Annotated in this window: 24 protein-coding genes and 1 tRNA gene; 22 read left to right on the top strand and 3 right to left on the bottom strand. The window is 46.1% G+C overall.

Annotated elements, in window-relative coordinates; all coding sequences use genetic code 11:
* The first annotated feature begins 45 nt into the window (after positions 1–45).
* From BM358_RS20160 to yajC, 9 genes are all read left to right on the top strand, one after another.
* A tRNA-Pro gene (locus tag BM358_RS20160) sits at positions 46–119 on the top strand.
* A 114-nt stretch (positions 120–233) separates the two neighbouring features.
* Positions 234–938 carry a BofC C-terminal domain-containing protein gene (locus tag BM358_RS20155; protein WP_028542422.1) on the top strand — a complete coding sequence of 235 codons (705 nt, stop codon included), beginning with the start codon at positions 234–236 and terminating at the stop codon, positions 936–938.
* A 230-nt stretch (positions 939–1,168) separates the two neighbouring features.
* Positions 1,169–1,672 carry a crossover junction endodeoxyribonuclease RuvC gene (gene ruvC, locus BM358_RS20150; protein ID WP_025716926.1) on the top strand — a complete coding sequence of 168 codons (504 nt, stop codon included), beginning with the start codon at positions 1,169–1,171 and terminating at the stop codon, positions 1,670–1,672.
* Positions 1,669–2,283, top strand: a complete 615-nt coding sequence (gene ruvA, locus BM358_RS20145; protein ID WP_023989938.1) for a Holliday junction branch migration protein RuvA — start codon at positions 1,669–1,671, stop codon at positions 2,281–2,283. Before ruvC ends, ruvA begins: the two co-directional genes overlap by 4 nt.
* Before the next feature lie 50 nt (positions 2,284–2,333).
* The gene (ruvB, locus tag BM358_RS20140) at positions 2,334–3,341 is read left to right on the top strand and encodes a Holliday junction branch migration DNA helicase RuvB (protein ID WP_013372650.1); all 1,008 of its coding nucleotides are present in this window, start codon (positions 2,334–2,336) and stop codon (positions 3,339–3,341) included.
* A gap of 228 nt (positions 3,342–3,569) precedes the next feature.
* Positions 3,570–5,663, top strand: coding sequence for a SpoIID/LytB domain-containing protein (locus BM358_RS20135; RefSeq protein ID WP_028542423.1), 2,094 nt, complete (start codon positions 3,570–3,572; stop codon positions 5,661–5,663).
* Between the two features lie 7 nt (positions 5,664–5,670).
* Entirely contained in the window at positions 5,671–6,699 is a 1,029-nt protein-coding gene (gene queA, locus BM358_RS20130; protein WP_028542424.1) for a tRNA preQ1(34) S-adenosylmethionine ribosyltransferase-isomerase QueA, read from the top strand.
* Between the two features lie 20 nt (positions 6,700–6,719).
* Entirely contained in the window at positions 6,720–7,859 is a 1,140-nt protein-coding gene (gene tgt, locus BM358_RS20125) for a tRNA guanosine(34) transglycosylase Tgt (RefSeq protein ID WP_013311575.1), read from the top strand.
* A 34-nt stretch (positions 7,860–7,893) separates the two neighbouring features.
* On the top strand, positions 7,894–8,229 hold the full coding sequence (gene yajC / locus BM358_RS20120; protein WP_023989934.1) for a preprotein translocase subunit YajC: 336 nt from the start codon (positions 7,894–7,896) through the stop codon (positions 8,227–8,229).
* 88 nt (positions 8,230–8,317) lie between these two features.
* Here yajC and BM358_RS20115 read toward each other — a convergent pair whose 3' ends face one another.
* Positions 8,318–8,707, bottom strand: a complete 390-nt coding sequence (locus BM358_RS20115; protein WP_023989933.1) for a TIGR04086 family membrane protein — start codon at positions 8,705–8,707, stop codon at positions 8,318–8,320.
* 206 nt (positions 8,708–8,913) lie between these two features.
* Between BM358_RS20115 and BM358_RS20110 the strand changes: the two genes are divergently transcribed.
* Positions 8,914–9,690 (top strand): YetF domain-containing protein, encoded by a 777-nt coding sequence (locus BM358_RS20110; protein ID WP_025720234.1) that lies wholly within the window; start codon positions 8,914–8,916, stop codon positions 9,688–9,690.
* A 5-nt stretch (positions 9,691–9,695) separates the two neighbouring features.
* Here BM358_RS20110 and spoVB read toward each other — a convergent pair whose 3' ends face one another.
* On the bottom strand, positions 9,696–11,270 hold the full coding sequence (gene spoVB / locus BM358_RS20105) for a stage V sporulation protein B (protein WP_023989931.1): 1,575 nt from the start codon (positions 11,268–11,270) through the stop codon (positions 9,696–9,698).
* A gap of 307 nt (positions 11,271–11,577) precedes the next feature.
* Here spoVB and BM358_RS20100 point away from each other — a divergent pair, with 307 nt between their 5' ends.
* The 6 genes from BM358_RS20100 (at position 11,578) to BM358_RS20075 (ending at position 18,256) form a co-directional block, all read left to right on the top strand.
* Entirely contained in the window at positions 11,578–11,835 is a 258-nt protein-coding gene (locus BM358_RS20100) for a post-transcriptional regulator (protein WP_013311570.1), read from the top strand.
* 90 nt (positions 11,836–11,925) lie between these two features.
* Positions 11,926–13,182 (top strand): protein translocase subunit SecD, encoded by a 1,257-nt coding sequence (gene secD / locus BM358_RS20095; RefSeq protein WP_028542425.1) that lies wholly within the window; start codon positions 11,926–11,928, stop codon positions 13,180–13,182.
* A complete protein-coding gene (gene secF / locus BM358_RS20090; protein WP_023989929.1) occupies positions 13,172–14,089 on the top strand; it encodes a protein translocase subunit SecF in 918 nt (305 codons plus the stop codon). Before secD ends, secF begins: the two co-directional genes overlap by 11 nt.
* Before the next feature lie 199 nt (positions 14,090–14,288).
* Entirely contained in the window at positions 14,289–15,245 is a 957-nt protein-coding gene (locus BM358_RS20085; protein WP_028542426.1) for a cation diffusion facilitator family transporter, read from the top strand.
* A 32-nt stretch (positions 15,246–15,277) separates the two neighbouring features.
* Positions 15,278–17,674 carry a single-stranded-DNA-specific exonuclease RecJ gene (recJ, locus tag BM358_RS20080; RefSeq protein WP_028542427.1) on the top strand — a complete coding sequence of 799 codons (2,397 nt, stop codon included), beginning with the start codon at positions 15,278–15,280 and terminating at the stop codon, positions 17,672–17,674.
* Between the two features lie 69 nt (positions 17,675–17,743).
* Positions 17,744–18,256, top strand: coding sequence for an adenine phosphoribosyltransferase (locus BM358_RS20075; RefSeq protein ID WP_028542428.1), 513 nt, complete (start codon positions 17,744–17,746; stop codon positions 18,254–18,256).
* Between the two features lie 482 nt (positions 18,257–18,738).
* Here BM358_RS20075 and uraA read toward each other — a convergent pair whose 3' ends face one another.
* Entirely contained in the window at positions 18,739–20,049 is a 1,311-nt protein-coding gene (uraA, locus tag BM358_RS20070; protein ID WP_028542429.1) for a uracil permease, read from the bottom strand.
* A gap of 269 nt (positions 20,050–20,318) precedes the next feature.
* Here uraA and BM358_RS20065 point away from each other — a divergent pair, with 269 nt between their 5' ends.
* The 6 genes from BM358_RS20065 to hisS all read left to right on the top strand — a co-directional run bounded on the left by BM358_RS20065 (position 20,319) and on the right by hisS (position 26,564).
* Positions 20,319–22,496: a RelA/SpoT family protein gene (locus tag BM358_RS20065; RefSeq protein WP_025720225.1), complete on the top strand. Its 2,178-nt coding sequence runs from the start codon at positions 20,319–20,321 to the stop codon at positions 22,494–22,496.
* 137 nt (positions 22,497–22,633) lie between these two features.
* Positions 22,634–23,080: a D-aminoacyl-tRNA deacylase gene (gene dtd / locus BM358_RS20060; RefSeq protein WP_023989923.1), complete on the top strand. Its 447-nt coding sequence runs from the start codon at positions 22,634–22,636 to the stop codon at positions 23,078–23,080.
* A 118-nt stretch (positions 23,081–23,198) separates the two neighbouring features.
* The gene (locus tag BM358_RS26585; RefSeq protein ID WP_023989922.1) at positions 23,199–23,360 is read left to right on the top strand and encodes a hypothetical protein; all 162 of its coding nucleotides are present in this window, start codon (positions 23,199–23,201) and stop codon (positions 23,358–23,360) included.
* 231 nt (positions 23,361–23,591) lie between these two features.
* The gene (locus BM358_RS20055) at positions 23,592–24,098 is read left to right on the top strand and encodes a type 1 glutamine amidotransferase domain-containing protein (protein ID WP_013311559.1); all 507 of its coding nucleotides are present in this window, start codon (positions 23,592–23,594) and stop codon (positions 24,096–24,098) included.
* Positions 24,099–24,160: 62 nt separating this feature from the next.
* Positions 24,161–24,631 (top strand): hypothetical protein, encoded by a 471-nt coding sequence (locus tag BM358_RS20050; protein WP_028542430.1) that lies wholly within the window; start codon positions 24,161–24,163, stop codon positions 24,629–24,631.
* Positions 24,632–25,319: 688 nt separating this feature from the next.
* The gene (gene hisS, locus BM358_RS20045) at positions 25,320–26,564 is read left to right on the top strand and encodes a histidine--tRNA ligase (protein WP_023989920.1); all 1,245 of its coding nucleotides are present in this window, start codon (positions 25,320–25,322) and stop codon (positions 26,562–26,564) included.
* Positions 26,565–26,620: the final 56 nt, after the last annotated feature.

Raw genomic sequence — 26,620 nt, 5'->3', positions numbered from 1 at the left:
TGAGGGAAACCGTGGAGGTTCGAGTCCTCTCACCGGCATCTATTTCGGGATGTAGCTCAGCTTGGTAGAGCACCTGGTTTGGGACCAGGGGGTCGCATGTTCAAATCGTGTCATCCCGATTCAAAAGGAAAGTCGCTGGAAGCAGCGGCTTTTTTGTTATATTCATATCTTTTTGTATAAATCAGTAATCGTCAGGTCACACTAACACAAAAAGTGGGACGGAAGGGATTACTGTGAAGCGATTAAGTTGGAAAAAACAGATGAAACGGCGCTGGAAACAGTGGAGAAGAACAGTGTGGGCTTGTAGCATTTTTGGTGCGGCTTGTTTGCTGGCAGGGTTGGGTATTCTGTTTTCGAATTATTTGCAGGCTATGTTGTCACAGCCACTCGCTACTACCGTCATGGCTGAGGAGAGCATGGAGGAGGCTTCACATCTGAGCCCAACTGAAGATCACTCCTCACAGATGCAACTATTGCAAAGTATTCGTGCTTCCGGTATAAGCAGGAAGACCCGTCTATTAACCACCTACGTGTGTGGTACGGAAACACTTTCCTTGGGAACACTAAGTTCACAGCAGCTAGAGACCTTACTGAAGCAACATCCCGATTGGAAGGGGCGACTTAATACCAAAGGAGAGGTGTGGCTGGAGCGCAGGGTGGAAGACTTGTCAGAGTCATGCAAAGAGCGTGGATACATGGGTTTGAGCACTGACGGCCAGCTTACATTGTATGAAGGGCTACCTAAAAGAGAAAAAGTTATCCGCACTTTTTTTCAATTGGATGTGGGTTCCATGGAGACGGCCTTGCCAGAAGGGGTGTATAAACAACTTCAGCAGGGGATCCGTGTACAGGATATAAATGAGTATAACAGTGTAATCTCCACTTTTAGTGACTTTGCCGTGGAGCGAACACAAAGGGTATTAAAGCAGCACTATTGATTACAACTACGGAGACGTTAGGCATTGCCCATGAGGTGAGGCTTGAAGCGTCTCTTTTTATGTTTTTACTCACGTTTAAATTTTTTCCTCTATTAGATACAAAGTTTTGTTATAATGAAAAGAACGACACATATGTTCGCTTTATATGGTATTTGGCCATGATTATATTAAGGATAACGTCTGGTTATTGTTTAGTTACGCCATGTTTGAGCGATAGGGGAGAGATTTTTTTGCGTTTTTTAGGAATTGATCCGGGCATTGCCATTGTGGGCTTCGGATTTGTAGACAAGATTGGCAGCAAGGTGGTTCCTGTACAGTATGGCTGCATCCAGACGGAGGCCCATACACCGGAAGAAGAAAGGCTGCTTCATGTGTATGAAGGCATGTTGCAATTAATAGATAAATATAAGCCTGATGCGGTAGCACTGGAAAAGCTCTTTTTTAATCGCAACGTTACAACCGCTATGTCTGTAAGTCAGGCACGTGGGGTGCTGGTACTAGCTGCAAAACAACGTAATTTGCCTATAGGTGAATACACGCCGATGCAGGTAAAGCAGGCTATTGTAGGGTATGGTAAGGCTGAGAAGAAACAGGTACAAGAAATGGTTAGAATGTTTCTAAAGCTTCAAGCTGTGCCCAAACCGGACGATGTAGCGGATGCTTTGGCGGTGGCTATTTGTCATGCGCACTCCTATGGACTAAATTCAAAATTAAATGAGGTATTGCGAAAATGATAGATTTCTTGCGTGGTTCTGTGGCCCATTTGGAAAATGAATATGTCGTTTTAGATGTGCAGGGTGTAGGGTACCGGGTATTTTGTCCGAATCCTTACGCGTTCGCCAAAACTGAAGGTTCAGTGGTCATTTACATTCACCATCATGTAAGGGAAGATGCTATTTTACTGTTCGGTTTTGCGACTCGTGAGGAGCAGCAGCTGTTCCGTAAACTGATTGATGTATCTGGTATTGGACCGCGTGTTGCGCTTGGTATTTTAGGAGGCGGTACGCCTGCTCATGTGGTAACGGCGATTTATCAGGAGAATATCACATTTCTCACCAAGTTACCGGGGATCGGTAAAAAAACGGCACAACGTATGATTCTGGATTTGAAAGATAAGCTCGACGGTATTGGCTCGTTGGGGATGGCAACCGGATTGTTTGCTGAGCCTGTCGTAGAAGAAGGCGAAGGTTCATATTGGGGCGAGGCCCGTGAGGCGCTCAAGGCGCTGGGTTACACTGATGCTGAGTTGGATAAGGTATGGAGCAGAATGAAGAAAGATGCGAAACCTGATGAATCTGCTGATATTTTGATGAAGCGGGCTTTGCAACTGTTGTTTGCCGGATAGGACGCTGATGTCCGTTAGCAAATGTCTGGTGAAAAGAGGAGCGATGGAATATGGATGACCGGATTATTTCCGCCAATTTGATGATGGAAGACCAGACGGCGGAGCTAAGCCTTCGCCCCCGTTATCTAAATGAATATATCGGGCAAAATCAGGTTAAGGAAAATCTGAAAGTATATATTGAAGCGGCCAAAATGCGTAAAGAAGCGTTGGACCATGTACTGTTGTACGGACCGCCGGGGTTGGGTAAAACAACTCTTGCTAACATTATCGCCAATGAGTTGGGGGTTAATCTGCGTACAACTTCAGGTCCTGCAATTGAAAGACCGGGAGATTTGGCAGCATTGCTGACCAATCTTCAAGAGGGTGATGTTTTGTTCATTGATGAGATTCATCGCCTTCATCGTACGGTGGAAGAAGTCATGTATCCTGCAATGGAGGATTTTGCGCTGGACATTATGATTGGTAAAGGCCCGAGTGCACGCTCGGTCCGTCTGGATTTGCCACCCTTTACCCTTATAGGGGCCACTACGCGCGCTGGGCTGCTCTCTGCGCCATTGCGTGATCGGTTTGGTGTTATTAGTCGATTAGAGTTTTATACGACAGACGAGCTGGCTTACATCGTGTCCAGGAACGCGGATATTATGGAGATTGAAATTGTCGGGGATGCGGCAGAGGAAATCGCATTGCGTTCACGGGGGACACCGCGTATTGCCAACCGACTGTTAAAAAGGGTGCGTGATTTTGCCCAGGTTGCCGGAGACGGTATTATTCATTCTGAGTTAGCTGCAGAGGCGCTAAAGAGGCTTCAAATAGATCCACTCGGGCTTGATGAAATTGATCATAAAATGCTTAAGGCCATGATTCATTCATTCCGAGGCGGACCTGTAGGATTGGACACAATTGCTGCAACTATTGGTGAAGAGAGTCAGACAATTGAGGATGTGTATGAACCCTATTTGTTACAAATTGGCCTTTTACAAAGAACACCTCGGGGACGAACAGTGACTCCGGCGGCATATGCCCACCTTGGAATCCCAATGCCAACGGATCCACGGTGATTAGGAAACATGATGCACTTTTAAAAAAATCATTGCATGGTTATACGCAAGTATGGTGAATACGATATCGGCTGACGGGTGATTAAGGGAAGTGAGAGTGTAAGTAAGATTCGAGCGGGTTCATATTTTGGTTTATTCCGCCGATGTATTTAAAGGGACAGACAAGGGTCGAGATCCCGATAAATTACGCAATATAAGTGCTAGACAGCTAGATTGGGGGAGCCAGAAATGAGTGGAGAAGCATTTAACCGAAAAAGTATTTTCGGTGCATGGATGGGCCGGGCCAAACGAGCAGCAGCGATTATGGTATTAGCTACAGTGTGCATACCTTGGTCTTCGGGCCTTCACGCTGCTGCCGCCCAAGAGGATATTCGTGTAGTGATTTTTGCGGATCTAGGTAGCAAATATAAAGCGACAGTTCCCGCTGTAACCTTGAAATCATCAGGAGGTCTGAGTGTTGGACAGAACAGTGGAGGCAGTTTTCAAACTTGGATGGGACTGCCAGACAGTACGGTTCGTTTTAGTGTAGACAGCTATCGGGTGAAGGTACTTGAAGGAAATGAAGCAGCGGCGATAAAAGCGGCCCAAGCCCTGCAAAAGACTAATGATAAACCTACGGTTTTTATCGGTTCAAAAAATGGTAGCTCTGTGTATCAAGTGTACGCGGGAATATATGCTAGTGAACAGTCTGCGCAGGCTGCTGTACAGCGGATTTCCTCCGCAACCGGAGCGCAGCCCGAGGTTAAGGGAAACAAGCATTGGTCCACAGGAAGCTACGGAAGCGAGCAGGAAGCTAATCTCGTTCGAACGACAATTGCTGCGGCAGGCTTTGATGCTTTTACTGTGATTCAATCAAGAGGCCAGTATGCTGTATGGGTTGGAGAAGAAAGTAATGACAGCAAGCTGTCGGCTTTGAAAACAGAACTGGAGAGCAAGCAGCCGAGACTCACGCTGTCTAAAGTTAATGCTACTCAAACCGGCCTCATTATAAGACAGGAAGCAGGAGTCACGACTGGCTCGCAGGTGATGTCTCATTACATGCTAAGTGGTTCTGATAATAGCAAGGTAATTGTTAACGGCGGTAATAATGGAATACAAGTGGTCGAAAGATCCCAGCGTACATATCGCGGCGAGATGGAGATCGGCATGACGTCAGGCCAGCTGGCGCTTGTGAACGAAGTTCCTTTGGAGCAGTATTTGTATTCTGTGGTAGGAGCGGAGGTCTATTCCTCATGGCCAGATGAAGCGCTCAAGGCTCAAGCGGTAGCGGCTCGTAGCTACGCGCTTGCCCAAGGCAATCGGTTTCAGATCGGCAATGTAGTAGATGGCACGTTAAGCCAGGCTTACAACGGTAAGAGCTCGGAACATGCCAATGTCAATGAGGCTGTAGATGCAACAGCTGGTGAAGTCATTAAAAGTGGCGGCAAAGTGGTCGAAGCTGTATTCTCATCTAATGCGGGCGGTGTGACAGCAGATGCTTCCGAGGTGTGGAACAGTGGTGGCGAAGCCTTTGCCAGCGTAGACAGCTCGGGGGATACCTCGGCACAAAAAGGAGCACAGGAATGGTATCATGTACTTCTCTCCAGTGGCAAAACAGGTTATATTCGTGAGGATAATGCTAAGGAACTGGAGGGTGTCACAGAAGCGGGGTTAGACAAAATCACCGTCACTGCGGAAAATACAAATGTGCGTCCTATTCCCCAAATCCAATCGACAGTTACACCAATAGCCAAGGCGCAGCCGGGCGAAGAGATAATTGTATTAGAAAAGGTGCCTCAGTCCGGAGACTATGCATGGGTGCGGGGGCCCTTTACGTCAGCTCAGCTTGCTAAATCCCTGCAAGGGAAAGTCACGGGCACAGTGCCTTCCTCTATTAATTACCTCGATGTCACCAAACGTGGTCCATCAGGGCGAGTGTTGGAGGTTGAAGCGGACGGATCCCCTTTGAAAGTGAAATATCCAGATATGTTTCGCTCAGCGATGGGCGGACTCCCGAGCACACTGTTTGATATTGCGAGTACCGGAAGTTATACTGTATTAGGCGCTGATGGGGCTACTTCTCATGTAAGTGGTACACAAGGCACTCAAATCCTGTCCGCATCTGGCAGTAGTACTTCAAGTGGTAACGGGGTGATCGTAATGAATGAAGATCGTCATGCACGGGTCATTGACAAAACACAAAGCTTTATTTTTACAGGTAAAGGAAATGGTCATGGTTTGGGCTTATCCCAATGGGGTGCCAACGGTTTGGCCGAGCAGGGGTATGATTACAAGAAAATTTTGCAACACTATTACAAAAATGTGGATATAGTTAAGGACTGACCAATATATGAATGTAAACGACTACGATTTTGAACTGCCTGAAACATTAATTGCACAGACACCTTTGCTTGATCGGAGTGCTTCCAGATTACTGACGTTAAACAAAAATAATGGTGAAGTGGGTCATCATACGTTTTCGGATATTGTGCAGTATCTTCAACCAGGGGATACGCTGGTGTTAAACGATACGAGAGTGATTCCTGCACGCTTGTTTGGCATCAAGGAAGACACGGGAGCTAAGGCTGAGGTTTTGCTGCTTAAGCAACTGCAAGGGGATCGATGGGAAGCACTGGTGAAACCCGGTAAAAAGCTGAAAAAGGGTGCTGTTATCGTTTTCGGTGATGAGCTGAAAGCAGTAATTGAGGAAGAAGGAGATATGGGCGGAAGGGTACTTTCATTTTCATATGACGGTATTTTCCAGGAGATCTTGGACCGTCTGGGGCAGATGCCGCTTCCGCCGTATATCAAGGAACAACTGGATGACCGCGAGCGTTATCAGACAGTTTATGCTCGGCATGAAGGTTCTGCTGCGGCTCCAACGGCAGGGCTGCACTTTACAGAAGAATTGCTGGACCAGATTAAAAAGAAGGGCGTTACCGTTGCCTTTATCACACTTCATGTTGGCTTAGGGACGTTCAGACCGATGTCTGTGGATACGATTGAAGAACATGTGATGCATGAAGAATACTATTCTTTGTCACAGGAAACAGCGGATGTACTCAATGAAACCAAGGCGCGCGGCGGAAGAGTCGTGGCGGTGGGGACGACCAGTTGCCGAACGCTGGAAACGGTGGGCAATAAATTCCTAGATGGAGTATTAGAGGCCAGTAGTGGCTGGACACAGATTTTTATTTATCCAGGCTATGAATTCCGTGTGGTGGATGCGATGATTACGAATTTTCATTTGCCTAAATCCACCTTGGTTATGCTGGTCAGCGCACTGGCGGGCAGGGAGAATATTATGCATGCTTACCAGGAGGCGATTGACCGACAATATCGGTTTTTCAGCTTCGGGGACGCAATGTTCATTTATTAATTAAGGATGGTAGAGAAAATATGGCACCAGCAATAAGATACGAACATATTAAAACCTGCAAGCAATCGGGAGCCCGTCTTGGGCGTGTACACACACCTCATGGAGTTATTGAGACACCAACCTTTATGCCTGTGGGAACTCAAGCTACTGTTAAAACGATGAGTCCTGAGGAACTGAAAGCGATGGATGCTCAAATTATTTTGAGTAACACGTACCATTTGTTTCTTCGTCCTGGCCACGATATTATTCGTGAAGCAGGTGGACTGCACAAGTTTATGAATTGGGATCGCCCTATTTTAACGGACAGCGGTGGATTCCAGGTGTTTTCCTTAAGTGAAATGCGCAAGATTTCAGAGGAGGGTGTTCATTTTCGCTCTCATTTAAATGGAGATAAGAAGTTTCTTTCGCCTGAAGTGGCGATGGAAATACAAAACTCGCTTGGCTCAGATATTATGATGGCCTTCGATGAATGCCCGCCATTTCCGGCTGAATATGAGTATGTGAAAAAGTCACTGGAACGTACCAGCCGTTGGGCTGAGCGTTGTTTGGAGGCACACGCGCGTCCTCATGATCAAGGGCTGTTTGCCATTGTTCAAGGAGGCATGCATGAAGATCTGCGTAAGCAAAGCGCTGCGGATTTGACTTCCATGGATTTCCCGGGGTATGCTATTGGTGGACTGAGCGTAGGTGAACCGAAGCATTTGATGTATGAAGTGCTAGATTACACGCTGCCTCTGCTTCCCACCAACAAGCCAAGATATTTGATGGGTGTAGGTTCTCCAGATGCCTTGATTGAAGGCGCTATCCGTGGTGTGGATATGTTTGATTGTGTACTTCCAACGCGAATTGCTCGCAACGGAACAACGATGACCAGCCAAGGTCGTCTTGTCGTTCGCAATGCCCAATATGCAAGCGATTTTGGCCCGCTCGATCCCGCTTGTGATTGTTATACCTGTCGCAATTATTCACGTGCTTACTTGCGACATTTGATCAAAGCGGATGAAACCTTCGGGCTCCGACTGACAACGTATCATAACTTGCATTTCTTGATACAATTGATGCGTAATGTCAGACAAGCGATTATGGATGACAGGCTGCTTGATTTCCGAGATGAATTTTTTGAGCAGTACGGTCTTCATGATAATGATAAAGGCTTTTAAGTTTTAGGGAGAGTATACGAAAGGGGGATTTAACATGTTTCATTTTGCTACAGCCGCTACTGCACCCGGTGGAACTGGCGGACTTTTTCAAATGATCTGGCCACTGGCTCTGATGTTTGTAATCTTCTATTTCTTGCTGATTCGCCCGAATCAGAAAAAACAAAAGCAGCGTCAAACGATGCTTCAAGCTTTGAAAAAGGGAGATAAAGTAATTACGATCGGAGGTCTTCACGGTACAATTGTGGAGATTACGGATGATGTAGTAGTTTTGCGTGTGAATGATGTCACGAAGCTGACCTTTGACCGCAGTGCAATTAGTAATGCGATTGCAAAAGACACGGCATCTGAGGAAGTTGTTTCCAAATCGTAAAATGCTTCTGACCGTTATGCAAAAACCGAGCCTTTGAGGAGGCTCGGTTTTTTTGTGTTGTTTTATTACATGGATACAAACATTTTGATTACTTGCTGAGATTAATGCCAAACATCCCACCACCTGCACCTATGACAAACGCGAAAGCTAAGTGTAACAGGTCCTTGCCGTTCATGCCCGCATCCAATGCCAGAAAACCGACCAGAAGAACGATTAGTCCATACAGGATGCCTGTAATACCGCCTTGATACCAGCCTTTGTTTGTGGATCTTTTACCGGCGACGAAGCCGCCAGATAGCATGGCGAATGCGTGGACGATGTACGTATACAATGATAAGTCCTGTTCCTGCATCTGTGTCAGCCACAAGAGTAGTGAAAGAATCAATGCGCCAAGCAGCATCCATGCAAAAGCATAAAATAAGCCGGATAAAATGGGATGGGCCAGACGAAACGAACACCAGCGGCGAATGAGCTCCATTGATAATTCCTCCTGTACCAAGGTTTGAACTATTATCATTCTATGGCCAAGCCTCTCGGCTTAGTACCAAGTCGCAAGCAGTCTTTCTCTTTATTTCAATAATTTAGCCTTTGGTTTTTTGTATGAGCCAAGTGAGGAACGGTCAGAATACGTGTACAATGAACGACTAATGTCTTATTGCAAGTACAGGGGAGGAGGCGAACATATTGAGTCACGATATTTTTGCTCATATTTTTCGGACGCTGCTCATGTATTTTATTGTATATCTGGTGATGCGCTTGATGGGTAAAAGGGAGATCGGCAAATTGTCTGTTTTCGATCTCGTCATATCGATTATGATTGCAGAAATTGCTGTATTCAGCCTGGAGGATATAAAACGTCCACTTTATGAAGGGCTGATTCCTTTAGGAGTGCTGTTAATTTTGCAAATCGGGATTTCATTTTTTAGTCTGAAAAGTCGGCGACTGCGCTTACTATTTGATGGTAGGCCCAGTGTATTGTACTCCAATGGACAATTAAACAAGGACGAAATGGTGAAACAACGTTACAATTTAGATGACTTGCTGTTACAACTTCGTGAACAAAATATAGAAAGTCTGGACGAAGTCGAATATGTTATTTTGGAAACGACAGGTAAGCTAACGGTTATAGGTAAGGATGATAACGATGGAGTGGAACACGGAAAAATGAAGCAAGAATTAAACGGAACAGATTTGATAAACAAAGAGCAACAGGTGAATAAGGTCCATCCTTCTCCACAAATCGGTGGAAAGTTTAGATATGAGGGACTGCCTATTCCATTAATCATGGATGGCAAGGTGCTGGATCGAAATTTGGAACGGATGGATATGAACCGTTTTTGGCTTAAAAATCAGATTCAAGCAAAGGGACACAAAGATTTTAAGGATGTTTTTTTATGCTCGGTTAACCATAGAGGTGATGTGTATATTACACCACCGGCCTATGGAAAATCTTCGGATTAGATTTCTTATGCTTTAAACCATCTTCTCAGGATTGGAATGCGTGTAAGGTTGTCCCAATCAATCATTTTGATCAAGGTCATTAGGAAAAGGTACAGTATAATTCCCAAACCTGCGGCAAAAATAAACTGAAGCCACATTTGGTTGAACATCGTTAGATGTCTGTAGGTATATAATACTGCTGCTGCCATGATGATCATACCTATCCCGGTCTTCCAGAAATCGAGCAAACGTACGCGGAAGCGAAGCAGTCTGCTGACACTGAAGCCATGAAGGAGTGTAACAATGGCGCTGTTAATACAAATGGCGATGACAGCTCCGTAGATACCGTACTGAGGTTGAGAAGCAAGCCAGACGATTAGCGCAATTTTGATAACGGCTCCGATAAAGGTATTTAATAACGCACTTCCAGGACGGTCTAATGCCTGAAGTGCTGCCTGAAGCGGGGCCTGAATGTACATAAAAAGAGCAAAAGGTGCCATGAGCTTAAGCATGCCTGCAATATCGCCATTATTATAGAGTAGCAGACACAGAGGTTCTGCCAAAACATACATGATTACGGCAAAGGGGGCTCCTGCAACCAAAGCGAGCCGAAGCGATTGATGTAGACGTTTGTGAATGGCTGTAATATGCCCCTTGGCTGCTGCTTCGGATAACGAAGGAACGAGTGAAACTGCTAGCGAACTGGTAAGAACCCCAGGTAGTAATAATACAGGAATGACCATGCCCTGCATGGCTCCATATTGTGCGGTTGCCACGCCAGTTGCAATGCCTGCTACGGCGAGGCTACGCATGCACAAGATAGATTCGAGCAAATAGGATAAGGAACCAACAAGCCTTCCAGCAGTAACGGGAACGGATATAGACATAAGACGTGACAAAACGGATGATTGCTCGGGTTGAACCTCAGAGGAGGGGATAGGCGACTTCGGCTGAAGGATGCGATCTTTTCGATGGTTACACACGTATTGCCATAGCAGCACAATCATGCCAATGAATTCGCCCGCCAGAGCACCGAGCATGGCACCTGCAGCAGCGTAGGCTACCCCATGAGGAAGTAACAAGTAAGCAAACCAAATGACACAAAAAATGCGCATAACGGTCTCCGCAATGGAGGAGGTGGCAGAAGGAATCATATTTTGCTTTCCCTGAAAATAGCCCCTATAAGCTGAGGAAACAGCTACAATGACTATCATTGGGCTCATGCTCACGAATGTATAATACACGCGGCTGTCGGTCAGGAGATGGCTTGTGATCCAAGGCGCGAACACAAGACAGAGCACCATGGCGATCAGACTGAGTGTAATGGTGAAGCGCAGGCTGGTGTGCAAAATACGCCGCGACATTTCGGGCTGTCCCGCCGTTTCGGCTTCGGCTACTAGCTTGGCTACCGCAAGAGGGATTCCCCCTGTAATAAGCGTCACCAGAACGATAAAAAAGGGATACCCCTGTTGGTACAAGCCAACTCCTTCGGGGCCGATGATACGCGGGAGTGCGATTCGGGGAATAAAACCTAGTATCCGGTTGATAATTCCTGCTGCCAATAAAATAATTGCTCCATGGATGAATGTCTGCTTTTTCAATCGCAACTCCCTCTTCCCCAAAATGTAATTCTGCGTCTATACATTACTTTAGAAGATATGCTGGACCTGTCCATCTTCATGACAAGCTTTTCCGTTCAGAAACAAAGTGATTTAGACAACAAGAGGGATAGTGGTGAATTCTGCTATTGACGAGCGAAATGAATGCATATATTGTTGATTTAAGGCTATTTTCAACGAAAAGAAGGGTTTTCCAGGATCAGGACAGAAATGTTCTACAAAGCAGTCAATAACCCCGCTAATTGCTGATCTGCGGAACCGGTAGTCGCTGGGAGGAGGAACGGCCATCGTGGGTATGGAAGAGCTGGATGAGCAGGATTGGGATGACGCAATTGAGATGCTCTGTCAAAGTAAGGCGGACGAGTTGATTCTCGTAGGTTATGAGCATGTCACAAGTAAGGACGTGTGGAATTGCGTCAGCCATAAATATGAAAAGGAGGGTATCCCTCCGCTGCACAAGCTCGTTAACGATATACTTTCCCTTAAAGCGACGAGCTTTATGAACTATTTGACTATGTCCGCATTACGGGGCTCCACTTTCGAATAGAAGGGGGTCTTTTTTTGCGTTCAAATTGACTGCTTTTTGAGGGGTAGCTATAATAGGAATATTGAGAATGAAAGGGGAACATGGGACGGAATGAAGAGAATTCTAAGTTTCATCGTGGTCGTGCTCATAACTACTGGTGTTATGATCGGGACAAGCCCGGGCCTACTGAACAGTTTAAAATTAGGCCTCGATTTAAAGGGAGGCTTTGAGATTTTATATGAAGCCCAGCCTTTGGAAGCCGGGCAGAGTGTAACCAGACAGTCTCTTATACAAACAGCTCAAAGTCTGGAGAGACGGATTAATGCGCTCGGTACGACTGAGCCGGAAGTAACAACAGAGGGAAGCAACCGAATTCGCGTGCGGCTTGCTGGTGTCACTAATGAGGCAGAAGTCCGCTCCATGCTGAAAAAGCCTGCAGAATTAACGTTCCGCAGTGCAACGGCAGCAGATGCTAAAAAGCCAGGCCAATACAGCAAAATTGAGCTCCGCGGTAATGATTTTGTGGAGAATGGCGCTGTTGTAGGCTATGACCAGCTGAATCAACCTGAGATTAGTATCAAAGTGAAGGACAAAGCTAAATTTGCAGAAATCACAAAGCGACTTCTGAATAAAGAATTAGCTATTTTCCTGGATCAGGAATTGCTGTCTGCACCTACAGTACGTGGGGAATTAACGGACGGTAGCGCGTCAATCACAGGTAGCTACACTCGTGATGAAGCGAATAAACTGGCGGATACGATTAATCTGGGTGCCCTTCCGCTCAAACTGACGGAAAAATATTCTCAGAGTGTAGGTGCTACGCTGGGTCAATTGTCACTGGATCAGACGATTCGTGCTGGGTTGATCGGCTCAATCATTATTCTGGTATTTATGATTGCGATGTTCCGTGTACCAGGATTAGTGGCCAGTTTTTGTCTCATCGTTCATACTTGGCTGGTGCTTGCGATCTTCTACTTGGGTGGATTCGTGCTCACGCTCCCAGGTATCGCCGCCTTCGTGCTCGGGATCGGGATGGCAGTCGATGCCAATATTATTACGTATGAACGGATTAAAGAAGAAATCAAGACGGGCAAAACGATTCGTTCTTCCGTTATCGCAGGTAGTAAGGCTTCGTTCCGTACCGTTATGGATGCCAATATTACGACAATTATAGCGGCAGCGGTTATGTTTGGTCTCGGAACAGGCTCCGTTAGAGGTTTCGCTCTGGTGCTTATCGTTGATATTGTCACCAGTATCTTGACGAATATCTTCTTCTCCCGCTTCTTGCTCAATCTGCTGGTTAAAGCGGATGCTGTGAAGAAGCCCAAGTATTTTGGTGTGAAGGAGAGTGATATTAGTGCGCTTTAATTGGGACTATAAATATATCAAGATGAGCAAGTGGTTTTACACGTTCTCGATTATTATCACACTGCTTGGTATTCTGAGCTTGTCGATATTCGGCTTGAATTACGGGGTAGACTTTCGTTCCGGTTCCAATGTGGATGTCAATTTGACTAAAGTCGTTACGCAGGAACAGATTCAAACTTTGCTGGACAAGCAGAAGATCGGTAAAGAGGTGGATTATACACCGGGGAAAGAGCGTTTCGGCATTCGCTTCTCACAGGTTTTGACGGATCAGCAAGTGAATGACTTTAAGACTTCCTTTAATAAAGAGCTTGATCCAAAGGCTTCCTTTGAGGTCAATACAGTAGATACGGAAATGGCACAAGAACTGGAGCGGAATGCAATATGGGCGATTTTGCTAGCATGTGTAGCCATCGCGGTCTATATTTCGATCCGGTTTGAATGGCGGTTTGCCATTGCAGCCATCGTTTCGTTGTTGCATGATGCCTTCCTCGTTATCAGTATTTTCTCGATTTTCCGGCTTGAGGTGGATTTGACCTTTATTACGGCAATTCTAACGATTGTTGGTTTCTCCATTAATGACACCGTCGTTATTTTTGACCGTATTCGGGAAAATCTACGATTTGCGAAGAAGAAGTCCAGAGACGACTTAGAGCAGGTAGTTGATCACAGTATTGCGCAGACAATGACTCGTTCACTTGCAACCGTGTTTACGGTGTTTATTGCCTCCGTATGTTTGTTCATATTTGGCGGCGAATCGATCCGTATGTTCTCACTTGCAATGGTCATTGGTTTGTTGTTTGGTGCTTATTCCTCCATTTTCATTGCCAGCCCGCTGTGGGTGGCATTGAAAGGAAAACAAAAATCCCCGACAGCTGGCGGGGGCGCGGTCAAAACTGCAAAGTCTTAAGTTACGCAAATACCAGTAGTATAAATTAAAGAGAAAGCCGCGTCTGCTTGGGCGCGGTTTTCTAAGGTTTTGAGATTTACCTTGAGTAAGGCACAGTAGTGGCACTTAAATGTGAATGGTTTTTGGTTTTGAGAAATTCGGTTATTTTAGAATGAGCTTTATTGGGAAAGGGTTAGTTCAGGATTGAGGGGGAAACGTTGTGAATAGCGAACGCAGCCGATCATTGGAAACTGCGGCGTTGAGCGGGATTGTAGGTAATCTCGCGCTGGCTGTTCTAAAGGGAACCGTCGGTTATGCTGCAAACAGCAAGGCGTTGTTGGGGGATGCACTGCACACGGCTGCGGATAGTGCTTCCCGTTTGCAGGAGCTTCTGTTTTCCAAGGGTGCTACAGGGCACGGAATGCTGGCACGGTTGCGGAACGGTGAAAAGGTTCGGACGGTCATATCTGTGGTGCTGGCTATTTTAGTGCTGATGAGCGGTCTTCAGCTAGCTATCTCGGCGGTTCGTTCATTAAGCAGTTCGGAACCGGAGGCTCCCGGTCTGTATGCATTAATTACCGTATTTATTGCGTTGGTTTTGAGAGAAGCGCTATTTCAGTTTCAATATCGCTACTCGATTAAACATGGTCATAAAGCGGAAGCAGATCGGTACGCTAACCATGAACGTTACTCGCTGTATGCATCGTTGATTGCATTGATCGGCATGATCGGTGCAATGACTGGCGAAGCAATGGAATGGCCTGCATTATTATATCTTGATCCAACCGCAGCTTTGCTGGTAGCCTGTCTGGTGCTGCGTAAAGGATATTTGATGGTAATGAATACCGCTTACCAGGTTCCTGCACAGCCCTTGCAGGAGGAAGACTCCCGACGCTTTATGGAGACGATTCAACGGGTGTATGGTATTGTAACGGTTGAACACTTACATGCCCAGGAAACAGGCCATTTCATAACAGTGGATGTAACGATAAGTGTGAACCCGCGGATTACGGTACAGGAAGCGCAGGAAATTGCCGATCGAGCAAAAAATTTACTGTTAGCCCGTTTTCCGCAGGTGACCCATGTACAAATGCAGTTCATTTCTTATCAAGCCGGATATCCTTACAAATCCAATCATGAACTGCCAGATAATGATGTGTCGTCGTTGCTTCAATAGGGCAGACGACTATGAAAGAAAGGTGAATAGGATTGCTTCATTCGCAGTACAGATGGAAGACCCCAGAGGCTAACCTGGAAGCGGCTCAGCTGTTGACAGAAGAACTGGGGATTTCACCATTGTTGTCCCGGCTTTTAGTGAACCGGGGCGTCACTACCGCCGGGGAAGCAAACCGCTTTTTGTACGGAAGTGTGGACGATGTACACGACCCTTTTCTGCTTCTTGGCATGAAAGAAGCCGTGCCGAGAATTCGCCAGGCTCTGGAACGTGGCGAGCATATATTAATCTATGGCGATTATGATGCGGACGGCGTATCCAGTACATCATTGATGATTCAGCTCATGCGATTTCTGAAGGCTTCTTATGATATTTATATTCCCCATCGTTCTAATGAGGGATATGGTCTGCATAACCATGCCCTTGATTGGGCTCATCAGCAGGGAGTTACACTGGTCATTACGGTAGATACGGGAATTAGTGCAGTAGAACAAATTGCTTATGCAACTTCCTTGGGGATAGATGTTATTGTGACGGATCATCATGAGCCGCCTGCTGTACTTCCCGAGGCATATACTTTGATTAATCCGAAGCTACCCGGTTGCCCATACCCATTTAAAGGTCTTGCAGGTGTTGGTGTTGCCCTGAAGCTCGCCCAGGCGCTGTTGGGTGAGGTGCCGGAGGAATGGTTTGAAATCGTCGCTATCGGCACGGTAGCCGATCTGATGCCACTACATGGTGAAAATCGGACGATGGTACGCAGAGGGATTCAATCCATGAGAAACTCTGCATTTCCGGGTATTCGTGCGTTGCTCCATGTAGCGGGCGTGGATATATCTACAGTGACTTCAGTCAACATCGCATTTGCATTGGCTCCGCGGATTAATGCCAGCGGGCGCTTGGATCATGCGGGACGAGCAGTTTCTCTGCTGACGACAGAAAAAGAGGAAGAAGCAGATCAACTTGCGCATGCGCTGGACCTGCTCAATCGTGAGCGTCAACAGGTGGTCGAACGTATTGTGGAGCAAGCCGAGCAACAATTGGCATCCAAACTGAATGGAGGCAAGCTTCCGTCAGTTATTGTGTTAGCTGGTGAAGGCTGGAATGTCGGCGTTGTCGGAATTGTGGCATCCAAGCTATTGGATCGTTATTATCGACCGACCATTATTCTTGGTATAGATGCTGAGACAGGCATGTGCAAAGGTTCTGCCCGTTCTATTCCTGCATTGGATATTTACAGTGCTCTTACGGACAGCCATGAGCTTATGGAGCATTTTGGGGGTCATCCTTCGGCTGCGGGTATGACGCTGTCCCGTGACAATCTGGAATTGTTTGAAGAGCAGCTGAACCGCTATGCGGGTTCCATTCTGACACCAGAAGATCTCATTCCTGTAGCTGAAGCTGATATGGTCTGTCGTTTGGACGAGGTATCTTTGCAAGTGGTTGAAGAACTGGAGTTGCTTCAGCCTTTTGGTATGGGGAATCCTTCTCCACGATTCGTATTACAGGGACTGCAATTGCGTGAAGCTCGTAAAATGGGACGTGAGAAAAATCATGTGAAGCTCTTGCTGGAGCAGAACGGTTTATCGCTGGACGCGATTGCCTTCCGTCGTGGCGATTTGGCTGATTTTTTACAGCAACAAACGGAGATAGATCTGCTGGGTGAATTGTCAATTAACGAATGGAACGGTAAAAGGTCTCTCCAGCTAATGATGCAGGACATTCGAGTGCAGGAGCCGCAAATTTTTGATTATCGTGGAGTGTCGGACCCTTTTGCCGAATTAGAGCGGGGACTCAAGATCTTTCATCCACGCATAGAGGAAAGAAAGAAAGACGTTGCGGTGTTGATCCACCCGTCATCTAGGCTTCGTCCCTCGGGCTCCGTGGATGCTGAATCCTTATGGTTGTACGATAAAGATGGCAGCGTTATTCCCAGTGATGGTCAAAGAGATGCACAGCACTCTGTAAAGTCGCTGTTCGTACTAGAGCCGCCGGATACACCGGATCAGTTTCAGGCATTATGGTCTACCTTTGAGAATGTAGAGAACGTATTTCTCCTTCATTCGGTCAGTGAGCGTGGCGGTCGACTCGTAAGCCCCGACAGAGAGCTGTTCAAGCGTATTTACGTTGTGCTTTCCCGAATGGGGACACAGCCTGTTGATGAAAAAGCAATGCTGCCTGCTCTTAGCCGACAGTGCTCCTGTTCAGTACGCATGTTATCCAAAGTGTTGGACATCTTCGAAGAACTTGAGTTTATGACGCGTACAGATGGTCAATTCTGTTTTGTATCCAATCCGCCTAAGCGGGATTTAACAGCTTCTCCACGATATCAGGAATTGTATAATATGGCTGAGATGGAGAAGTACTTGTTGGATGCGGACACTACCCAGATGACGAGCTGGATTATGTCGCTTATGAAGGGTGCGTCTTGAGATACTATTTCGCAATTTATGTTGTAAAATGTATATACTAATTTGAAGTTTACAGTAGGAGGAACTAAGTTGGACTACAAAGAATATATTCGGGTGATTTCCGATTTTCCACAACCAGGGATTAGTTTTAAGGACATTACGACCCTGATGAAAAATGGTGAACTATACCGCAAGGCTATCAACGATATGAAGGAACTGGTATCGGATTTGAAAATTGATTTGATTGCAGGGCCAGAAGCACGTGGGTTCGTTGTTGGTGCTCCTTTGGCTTATGCGCTTGGTGTTGGTTTTATTCCCATCCGTAAAAGTGGCAAGCTCCCTGGGGAAACCATTGAGGAAGCATACGGTTTGGAGTATGGTAAAGATACGCTGGCGATGCATAAGGATGCTATAGAGCCAGGCCAAAATGTTCTGATTGCTGATGACCTGCTTGCTACAGGTGGAACTATTGCTACATCCGTGAACTTGGTACGCCAGCTTGGTGGTAATGTGGCAGGGGCTGCTTTTCTTATCGAGCTGTCTGACTTAAACGGTCGGGCGAAACTGACTGATGTAGATGTATTCACCCTGATTACGTATTAAGTATTTTGAAACCCGGGTTTCCCGGGAAATAATTATGTGCGGATCGCCTAAATAGTCCGATGGAACATCTCTTTATCTAAAGAGTTGCTCCATCGGACTATTTTGTTTCTTTGTTGGAAAATAGGCATGAAAAAATTTCGTAAATGTCTATGAACAATAAAAAAAGGAGCAGAGGTGGTCATAAGGAGCATAGTGGTCATACTGATTTCAATCAGTTTTTGTTTTATTTTTTGCTAAGCAGAAGCTAGATACGGAAATAAGTCAAAAATGCTGCTCGTTGCTTATCGAGGGTTAAAGCAGTTATTGCAACTGACTTGGATGGGGTGCTCTGAAGATGGATGAAGGAGTATCTATTTTAAAAAGGCCGTGCATAAAAAAACGCCGCTCCATGAGATATGGATCTTTACACGCTTGTCTATACATTCTGAGCGTGTTGACCCATAACTAACATGGAGCGGCGTTTCAAAGTTTAAAAACAGATATCAATCTGGTATTTTCTCGGTTAAAGGTTCCTGCGATTTATCGTTGGACCAGCCGAGCACGTCAATCAGCTTGAAGAACAAGCTGAGGATGATGCCGATGATTGTAGCCAATGCCATACCTTTCAAGGTTACAGCACCCCAAGTGAGCGTAGTACCACTGATTCCGACAACAAGCACGATGGTCGCAAGCAGCATGTTGGTTGGCTTGGCGAAATCCACCTTTTGCTCAACGAAGATTCTTAGACCGGAGGCAGCGATGACACCGAATAATAGTAAGGATACGCCGCCCATAACTGGAGCTGGAATATTAGAAACAATCGCTGAGAACGTGCCTGAGAAGGACAGCAAGATGGCAATGACAGCCGCTCCGCCAATGACCCATACAGAGTACACTTTAGTTAATGCCATGACACCAATATTTTCACCATAAGTCGTATTAGGTGTAGAACCAACAAAACCGGAAATGACGGTGGAAATACCGTTACCTAGCAGTGAGCGATGGAGACCAGGATCTTTGGACAACTCGCGCCCGACAATGTTGCTAGTCACAAGTAAGTGACCAATATGCTCTACGATGACAACCAGAGCAACAGGAAGAATCGTCAGCATAGCAGAGGTATTAAAAACTGGAGTGGTAATTGCAGGATGTCCGAAAAAAGGAGCGTCTGCAATGGCCTGTGTATTGACCATGCCCATAAAATAAGCAAGCACATAGCCCACTACGATACCGATCAGAATATGAATGATTTTGGCAAACCCGCGAAACAACACCGCACCGAGAACAGTGACCCCGAGTGTAACGAGCGAAAGAGTAATCGTTTTGGGATCTGGAGACCAGGCTTTAGTAGGATCGGCATTGACAATGCCTGCCATGCCTGCTGCAACCGGAACCAGTTCCAGACCGATTAAGGCTACGATGGAGCCCATAACAGCTGGAGGAAAAACGACGTCCAGCCAACGGGTTCCGGCATATTTAATTACCAGTGCGACGAGGCAGAAAATAATACCTGTAACGATGAAAGCACCGAGGGCCATAGCATAGCCGTTGCCGCCGGGATTGTTTTTAAGCACAAGACTGACGGGAGCGATAAAAGCGAAGCTAGAGCCGAGATAGGCGGGAATTTTGCCGCGGCAGATCCATATGTACAACAATGTGCCAATACCGTTCATTAGCAAAATCATGCCGGGATCGACGCCGAAAATATTCGGCACCAGCACAGTGCTGCCAAACATGGCAAACAAATGCTGTACGCTGAGCAGGAACCCGGGTCCTGCCGGTAGCTTTTCATTAACTTGAATTTCGCGTTGCAACGCAGTTCACTCCTTAGTTCTTTCAATTATTCTTATATACATTAATTACTTTTCGTAATTTTTTCAATATAATTCGTTTCATTTCGTCAACAATCCTCATTTTACTTATCCATGTGTGACAGAATAATGCGACAATGCCAAACCTGTAATAGTTGACGTGCGACGTGCTAACCGTCATAATTGTAGGAAATCACTTTTAAAAGGGAACCTTTGCGCGACATTGATCGGCGGGTTCCATTTTGCATAGAAAGGACACGGAATAGAGCAGAATGGGGATAGAGCAATTACTTAAAAAGGCCGGGGCCTATACCAGAGAAGCAGATCTTATCCGCATCAGGGACGCCTATGATTTTGCCGAGCAGGCCCATTCCGGCCAGACTCGTAAGTCCGGTGAACCTTATATTCTGCATCCGCTTGCGGTTGCTGATATCGTCGTTAATATGCAGATGGATACCATCTCCATTATCGCCGCTCTTTTACATGACGTTGTGGAGGATACGACGGTGTCTTTGGCGCAGATTCGCGAGCATTTTGGCGATACATGTGCGATGCTTGTCGATGGTCTGACGAAGCTGGAGCGTATCCAGTTCCGTTCCAAGGAAGAACAACAGAACGAAAATTATCGAAAAATGTTTATTGCTATGGCGCAGGACATTCGTGTCATCGTCATTAAGTTAGCAGATCGTCTGCATAACATGCGTACTTTGAAATATCAGTCAGAGGAAAGCCAGCGTCGGATTGCTTATGAAACGTTAGAGATTTTCTGTCCGGTTGCAAACCGACTGGGTATTTCAGCCATTAAATGGGAAATGGAAGATATTGCTTTACGCTATCTGAATCCTCAGCAGTATTATCGCATCGCTAATTTGATGCATAAAAAGCGGGCAGAGCGGGAGCAGTTTATTGATAATGTCATACAGCGTATCAGAGAGAAGCTGGAAGAGATGGGCATTCAGGCTGATCTGTCCGGACGCCCTAAACATATTTACAGTGTGTTTAAAAAAATGACGACGAAGAACAAACAATTCAATGAAATATATGATTTGCTGGCGATTCGAATTATTGTGGATAACATTAAAGACTGTTACGCCACACTGGGGATTATCCATACGTTGTGGAAGCCAATGCCGGGGCGGTTTAAAGATTATATCGCTATGCCTAAGGCCAATATGTATCAGTCCCTTCATACGACAGTAGTAGGTCCCAACGGGGAGCCTACCGAGGTACAAATTCGCACAGTGGATATGCACCGTACCGCTGAATTCGGGATTGCGGCCCATTGGGCCTATAAAGAAGGCAACGGAGCAAACAACACTAACTTTGAGGATAAAATCACCTTTTTTCGAGAAATCCTGGAGCTGCAAAATGAGGCGAAGGATGCGTCGGAATTTGTGGAATCGCTCAAAATGGACTTTTTCTCAGACCTTGTGTTTGTGTTTACTCCTAAGGGAGAGGTCATTGAGTTGCCGGCCGGATCCGTTCCGCTGGACTTTGCTTTCCGTATTCATACCGAAGTTGGCAATCGAACGATTGGCTCTAAGGTAAATGGAAGAATCGTACCTTTGGATTATCGACTTAAAACCGGTGATATTGTCGAAATTATGACGTCCAAGCATTCTTATGGACCTAGTCAGGACTGGCTCAAAATTGCTCAGTCCTCTCACGCGCGCAGTAAAATCAAACAATGGTTCAAGAAAGAAAAGCGTGAGGAGAATGTTGAAAAAGGCCGCGAAAATCTGGAACGTGAGCTAAGAAAACGGGATATCGAGCCATCGGTGTGGATGAGCGACGACAAGCTTCAGGAAGTGGCACAGAAGTTCTCTTTTAACGATTCCGAAGATATGCTGTCTGCGATTGGCTTTGGTGGTATAACCGCAGCGCAGGTCTGTACACGTTTGACAGAGAAGCTGCGTAAGGAACAAGAAGAGGCACGGTTGATCGAATTGACGACCGAGGTCAAGGAGTACAAGCCGCAGGGCGAACGGAAAAAAACACCGACCAACGGTGTCAGCGTCAGAGGCGTCGATAATTTGCTCGTTCGTTTTGCACGATGTTGTAATCCCGTACCGGGAGATGACATCATCGGCTATGTAACACGTGGACGCGGCGTATCCGTTCACCGGACGGATTGCCCGAATATTCCTTCGGGTACGGGCGAAGATCAGGCGCGCGTGATTGAAGTGGAGTGGGAAGAAGCAGCGGAAGTCAATTACAGCGTCGATATTGAGATTACGGGGCATGATCGCAACGGTTTGCTGAATGAAGTGCTTCAGGCCATTTCTGAGAACAAAACCAGCTTCTCGGCCGTTACAGGTCGTACAGATAAAAATAAAATGGCGATGATTCACATCACGATTCTCATTCGCAACACGGATCATTTGCATTCTGTTGTCGAACGGATTAAACGGGTGAAGGATGTATACACTGTGCATCGGATTATGCAATAACCTTATTAAGCGTACAGATAGGTTTATAGCCTTTGTAACACATCTTGGGTAGAAAGACCCATAGGCTGCTAAAAGAGCCGTAATACGGCTGTGAGCACCTTTTAAAAGGGAAGGTTAAAGGAGATATCGGATAGGCGATGAAGATCATTATTCAGCGCTGTAAAGACGCTCAGGTGACGGTGAATCAAAAGGTGGTCGGCAAGATTGGAACCGGATTAATGCTGCTGGTTGGTATTGGTCAGGGAGATACAGCAGCCGATGCCGTTTATTTGGCGGATAAAACAGCGGGATTACGTATATTTGAGGATGCTGAAGGTAAAATGAATGACAGCGTTCTGGATGTCGGTGGAGCCATTTTGTCTGTCTCTCAATTTACGTTGTATGGTGACTGCCGTAAAGGAAGAAGGCCTAACTTTATGGGGGCGGCCAAACCAGAGGAAGCGGAGAAGCTGTATGATTTCTTCAACAGTCAGCTTCGAGCCAAGGGCCTGGAGGTAGAAACGGGAATTTTTGGGGCTATGATGGATGTTTCATTGACGAACTGGGGCCCAGTGACACTGATTTTGGATACCGAACGTTCGTAACTATGCATTCATGGCGTGATCTGAGTAGAATAAAATAGCTGTTCAGAGGGACCATAATGTCATCCTGATTGGTGATTAGCCAGGCGGATAGCCTAAGGGTGACAGGAGAGACGAAGCTATGCGTCAAACCCCAAAAATGGACGGGCATCGAAGCACTGTGCTGCTTTTTCCCGGTAGTATGCAGGAGGCAATCAGCCTTACTCGTAATGCTGATACGTTATTGCAGCATGTTGCAACAGCCATCGACAAGCCGGGACGCGGTGCTTTGCCGCGCAGGTAACATCGGGTTAAATGGAGCGTTAATGAGGTTCTACCCGAAAGCAGCACAAAGAGGTCAAAAACAAAATATGTAGCATTGAATTAGTGCAGGAGCCGAAAGGCTCCTTTTTCTTTTCCACCGCTGCGAATTGTTATAAAAACTGATCAAGCGGGTAATAACAAAGCGTGATAGACAAACAAACTTAATTTTAAACTTGTTTTGAGGATAACCGGAAAGGAGATCTGAACATTAATGAGTAAAATTGCATTTTTATTGGCTGACCAATTTGAAGATTCCGAAATGAAGGTACCTTATGATGAATTAAAAAAGGCTGGACATGAGGCAGATATTGTTGGGCTGAAGCAAGGTGAGAAAGTGAGCGGTAAGCAAGGTAAAGCAAGCTACACTATTGAAAAAGCCATTGCAGATGTGAAATCAAGTGACTATGATGCAGTTGTTATTCCCGGCGGATCCTCCCCGGAAAATCTACGACTGGATGCAAATGTTCTGAAATTTGTGACTGAAATTAATGAGTCCAAAAAAACGATAGGCGCTATCTGTCACGGACCACAAATTTTGGCGAGTGCTGATTTGTTACAGGGCCGGACGATTACAGCTTATCCTCCATTGAAAGATGACTTGATTAATGCGGGTGCTCATTTTGAGGATCGAGAGGCGGTTGTGGATGGTAACTTTATTACGTCTCGGACCCCTAAGGATGAGCCTGCCTTTGTGCGTGAGTTATTAAAAGTATTGTAATCTAAACGCGAATATTTCTTTAGATTAATGCCAGTACAATTCCCAAACGAGGAGGATTTGATATGGCAAAACAGATTCAGGCTTATTTTCGCACAGAAGATGAAGCTGAGGGTGCCAGAGCTTCGCTTCAAGCTTATAGAACCGAACATTTGGAAGTAGGTGCTTTGGGTGATACGCTCGGCCGGGAGACGAGAGTTTTAATTCCGCTGGTCCCCTATAACAATACAGGCTCTGTGAGCACAGGAGGCTCTGCGGGTGCGGCAATCCCTGCGGCGGGTGCTTATGGCGAGAATATTCTACCAGATGCGAAGGATGACCAGATTAACTCTGGCTCAGCCCAAAGGGATCTGGATGAAGATCGGAACGGAACAACGAATCATGATGGAGGGTTGCTCCGTGCGACAGATGTGTATATTAATGGTGATCAAGATGAATTGCGGTATGTATTATCAGCAAAGGTGAATGACGCCGATTATGATGAGGTCATTTATAAGCTACGTTCCAATCGTGGATATGTATCGCAGTTGGATTAAAGCTGAGAGCGCGCCACAAGATTGTCGATACTTGAGGGATTTAGCCGCAAAAGAGTGACTGTAATACAATTGTAATATTCAAAACATCATTCCTTAATATTCGTTGTTTATAATAACAGCATGACCCCCTTTTGATATATCTTTTTGAACCTGCGGACCGTTTCCGCAGGTTATTTTCTTTTTATAAGCCTTATTTGTCCGATTATAGGGAGAATGTCTTGACTTTGTCGAAGCGGTTCATTAAAATCATAAAATAATGAAAAATGATTTGATGACGGGACCAAGTACTCCGAACCCACAAGCGCAGAGAGGAATTTCCAGGCTGTAAAAATTCCCTTGATGAGCGGATGAATGACCTCCCCGAGAACAGGCGGCGAACAATTGAGGAAACCCTACTGAAAGTGCATTGCAACTGTGCCTACAGTGGATGGTCCTGCATAATAGCCGTACTGCGCGTTACGGGCGTTATACGTATGAGCGGAGTCAGCATAATGCTGACGGGCAATGAGTGATTCTTATGCTGGTTGTCTGGGCAAACTCCGGAATGTGGGTGGTACCACGGGTGATTGTAAACGACAATCCCTCGTCCCTGTTAATGTTAACAGGACGAGGGATTTTTTGTTTTATATTGAAAGTGGAGCAAGAAGAAAGTGCACAATACGAAATACAACGATGGGGGGATACGTTAATGGCCTTTCAAAAACCGACAGGAACACAGGATTTGCTGCCGGGCAGTGTAGAAAAGTGGCAAGTTGTCGAGGAAAAAGCCCGTGAGATTAGCCGCCGCTTTAATTACCGAGAGATTCGTACGCCAATGTTCGAACAAACGAATTTGTTCGTTCGAGGTGTGGGTGAAACGACGGATGTGGTGGAAAAAGAAATGTATACTTTTGAGGATAAAGGGAAGCGCAGCATGACTTTGCGTCCGGAAGGAACAGCAGGGGTTGTCCGCTCCTATGTGGAGAACAAACTATACGGGGAGCCGGATGTAACTAAGCTGTATTATATCGGCCCGATGTTCCGGTATGAGCGTCCACAGGCTGGGCGTCAGCGTCAGTTTCACCAATTTGGAATTGAAGCATTTGGTGCGGTCGATCCGGCGTTGGATGCAGAAGTTATTGCTTTCGGGTATCAATTCTGCCGTGAGCTGGGCTTGAAAGGAGTACAGGTGGAGATTAACTCCGTCGGTAATGCAGCCAGCCGGGCAGCTTATCGTCAGCATCTGGTGGACTTCTTGATGCCAATTAAGGATACGTTGACCAAGGAGAGCCAAGCACGCATTGAGCGTAATCCGCTGCGAGTGCTGGATAGCAAAGATGACCAGGACAAATTTGGAGGTGCACCTTCGATTTTGGATAGCTTGGACGAGGAATCTCGCACACACTTTGAGAAAGTGAAGCAAAATTTGGATGCCATGGGCGTGGAATATACAGTTAACCCGCGTTTGGTACGGGGGCTGGATTATTATACGTTGACAGCGTTCGAATTCAAAGCTGAAGGAATTGGTGCCATAGATACGATCGGTGGAGGCGGCCGCTACAACGGATTGGTTGGAGATTTGGGCGGACCGGATCAGCCGGGCATTGGTTTTGGCATTGGACTGGAGCGAATTCAGCTGATCCTGGAACATCAAGGTGTCAAACTGAACGAAGCCAAGCCGTTAGATATCTATATGGTAGCATTGGGAGAAGCAGCAGAAACAGAAGTGACCAAACAACTATTCAAGTTGCGTCAAGCCGGATTTTCCGCGGAGCGAGATTATCTGGGACGTAAAATGAAGGCGCAGATGAAATCAGCCGATCGCTTTAAAGCAAGGTATACTGCGATTCTGGGTGAGGATGAGCTGGTTCAAGGTGAAATCGCACTGAAAAACATGGAAACTGGCGAGCAGCGTACCGTTAAACTGGATCAGCTGGTGGAAGAATTAGGCTAAAGAAAATGGTGTAACATCAATCGGTGGAGCTTCCTCTGGTTGTCATATAGCATTAA

Source organism: Paenibacillus sp. cl130, assembly GCF_900116035.1.
Taxonomy (GTDB): Bacteria; Bacillota; Bacilli; order Paenibacillales; family Paenibacillaceae; genus Paenibacillus; species Paenibacillus polymyxa_B.
Note: the sequence above shows the minus strand (reverse complement) of the source record. Positions and strands in the feature narration are given on the sequence as shown.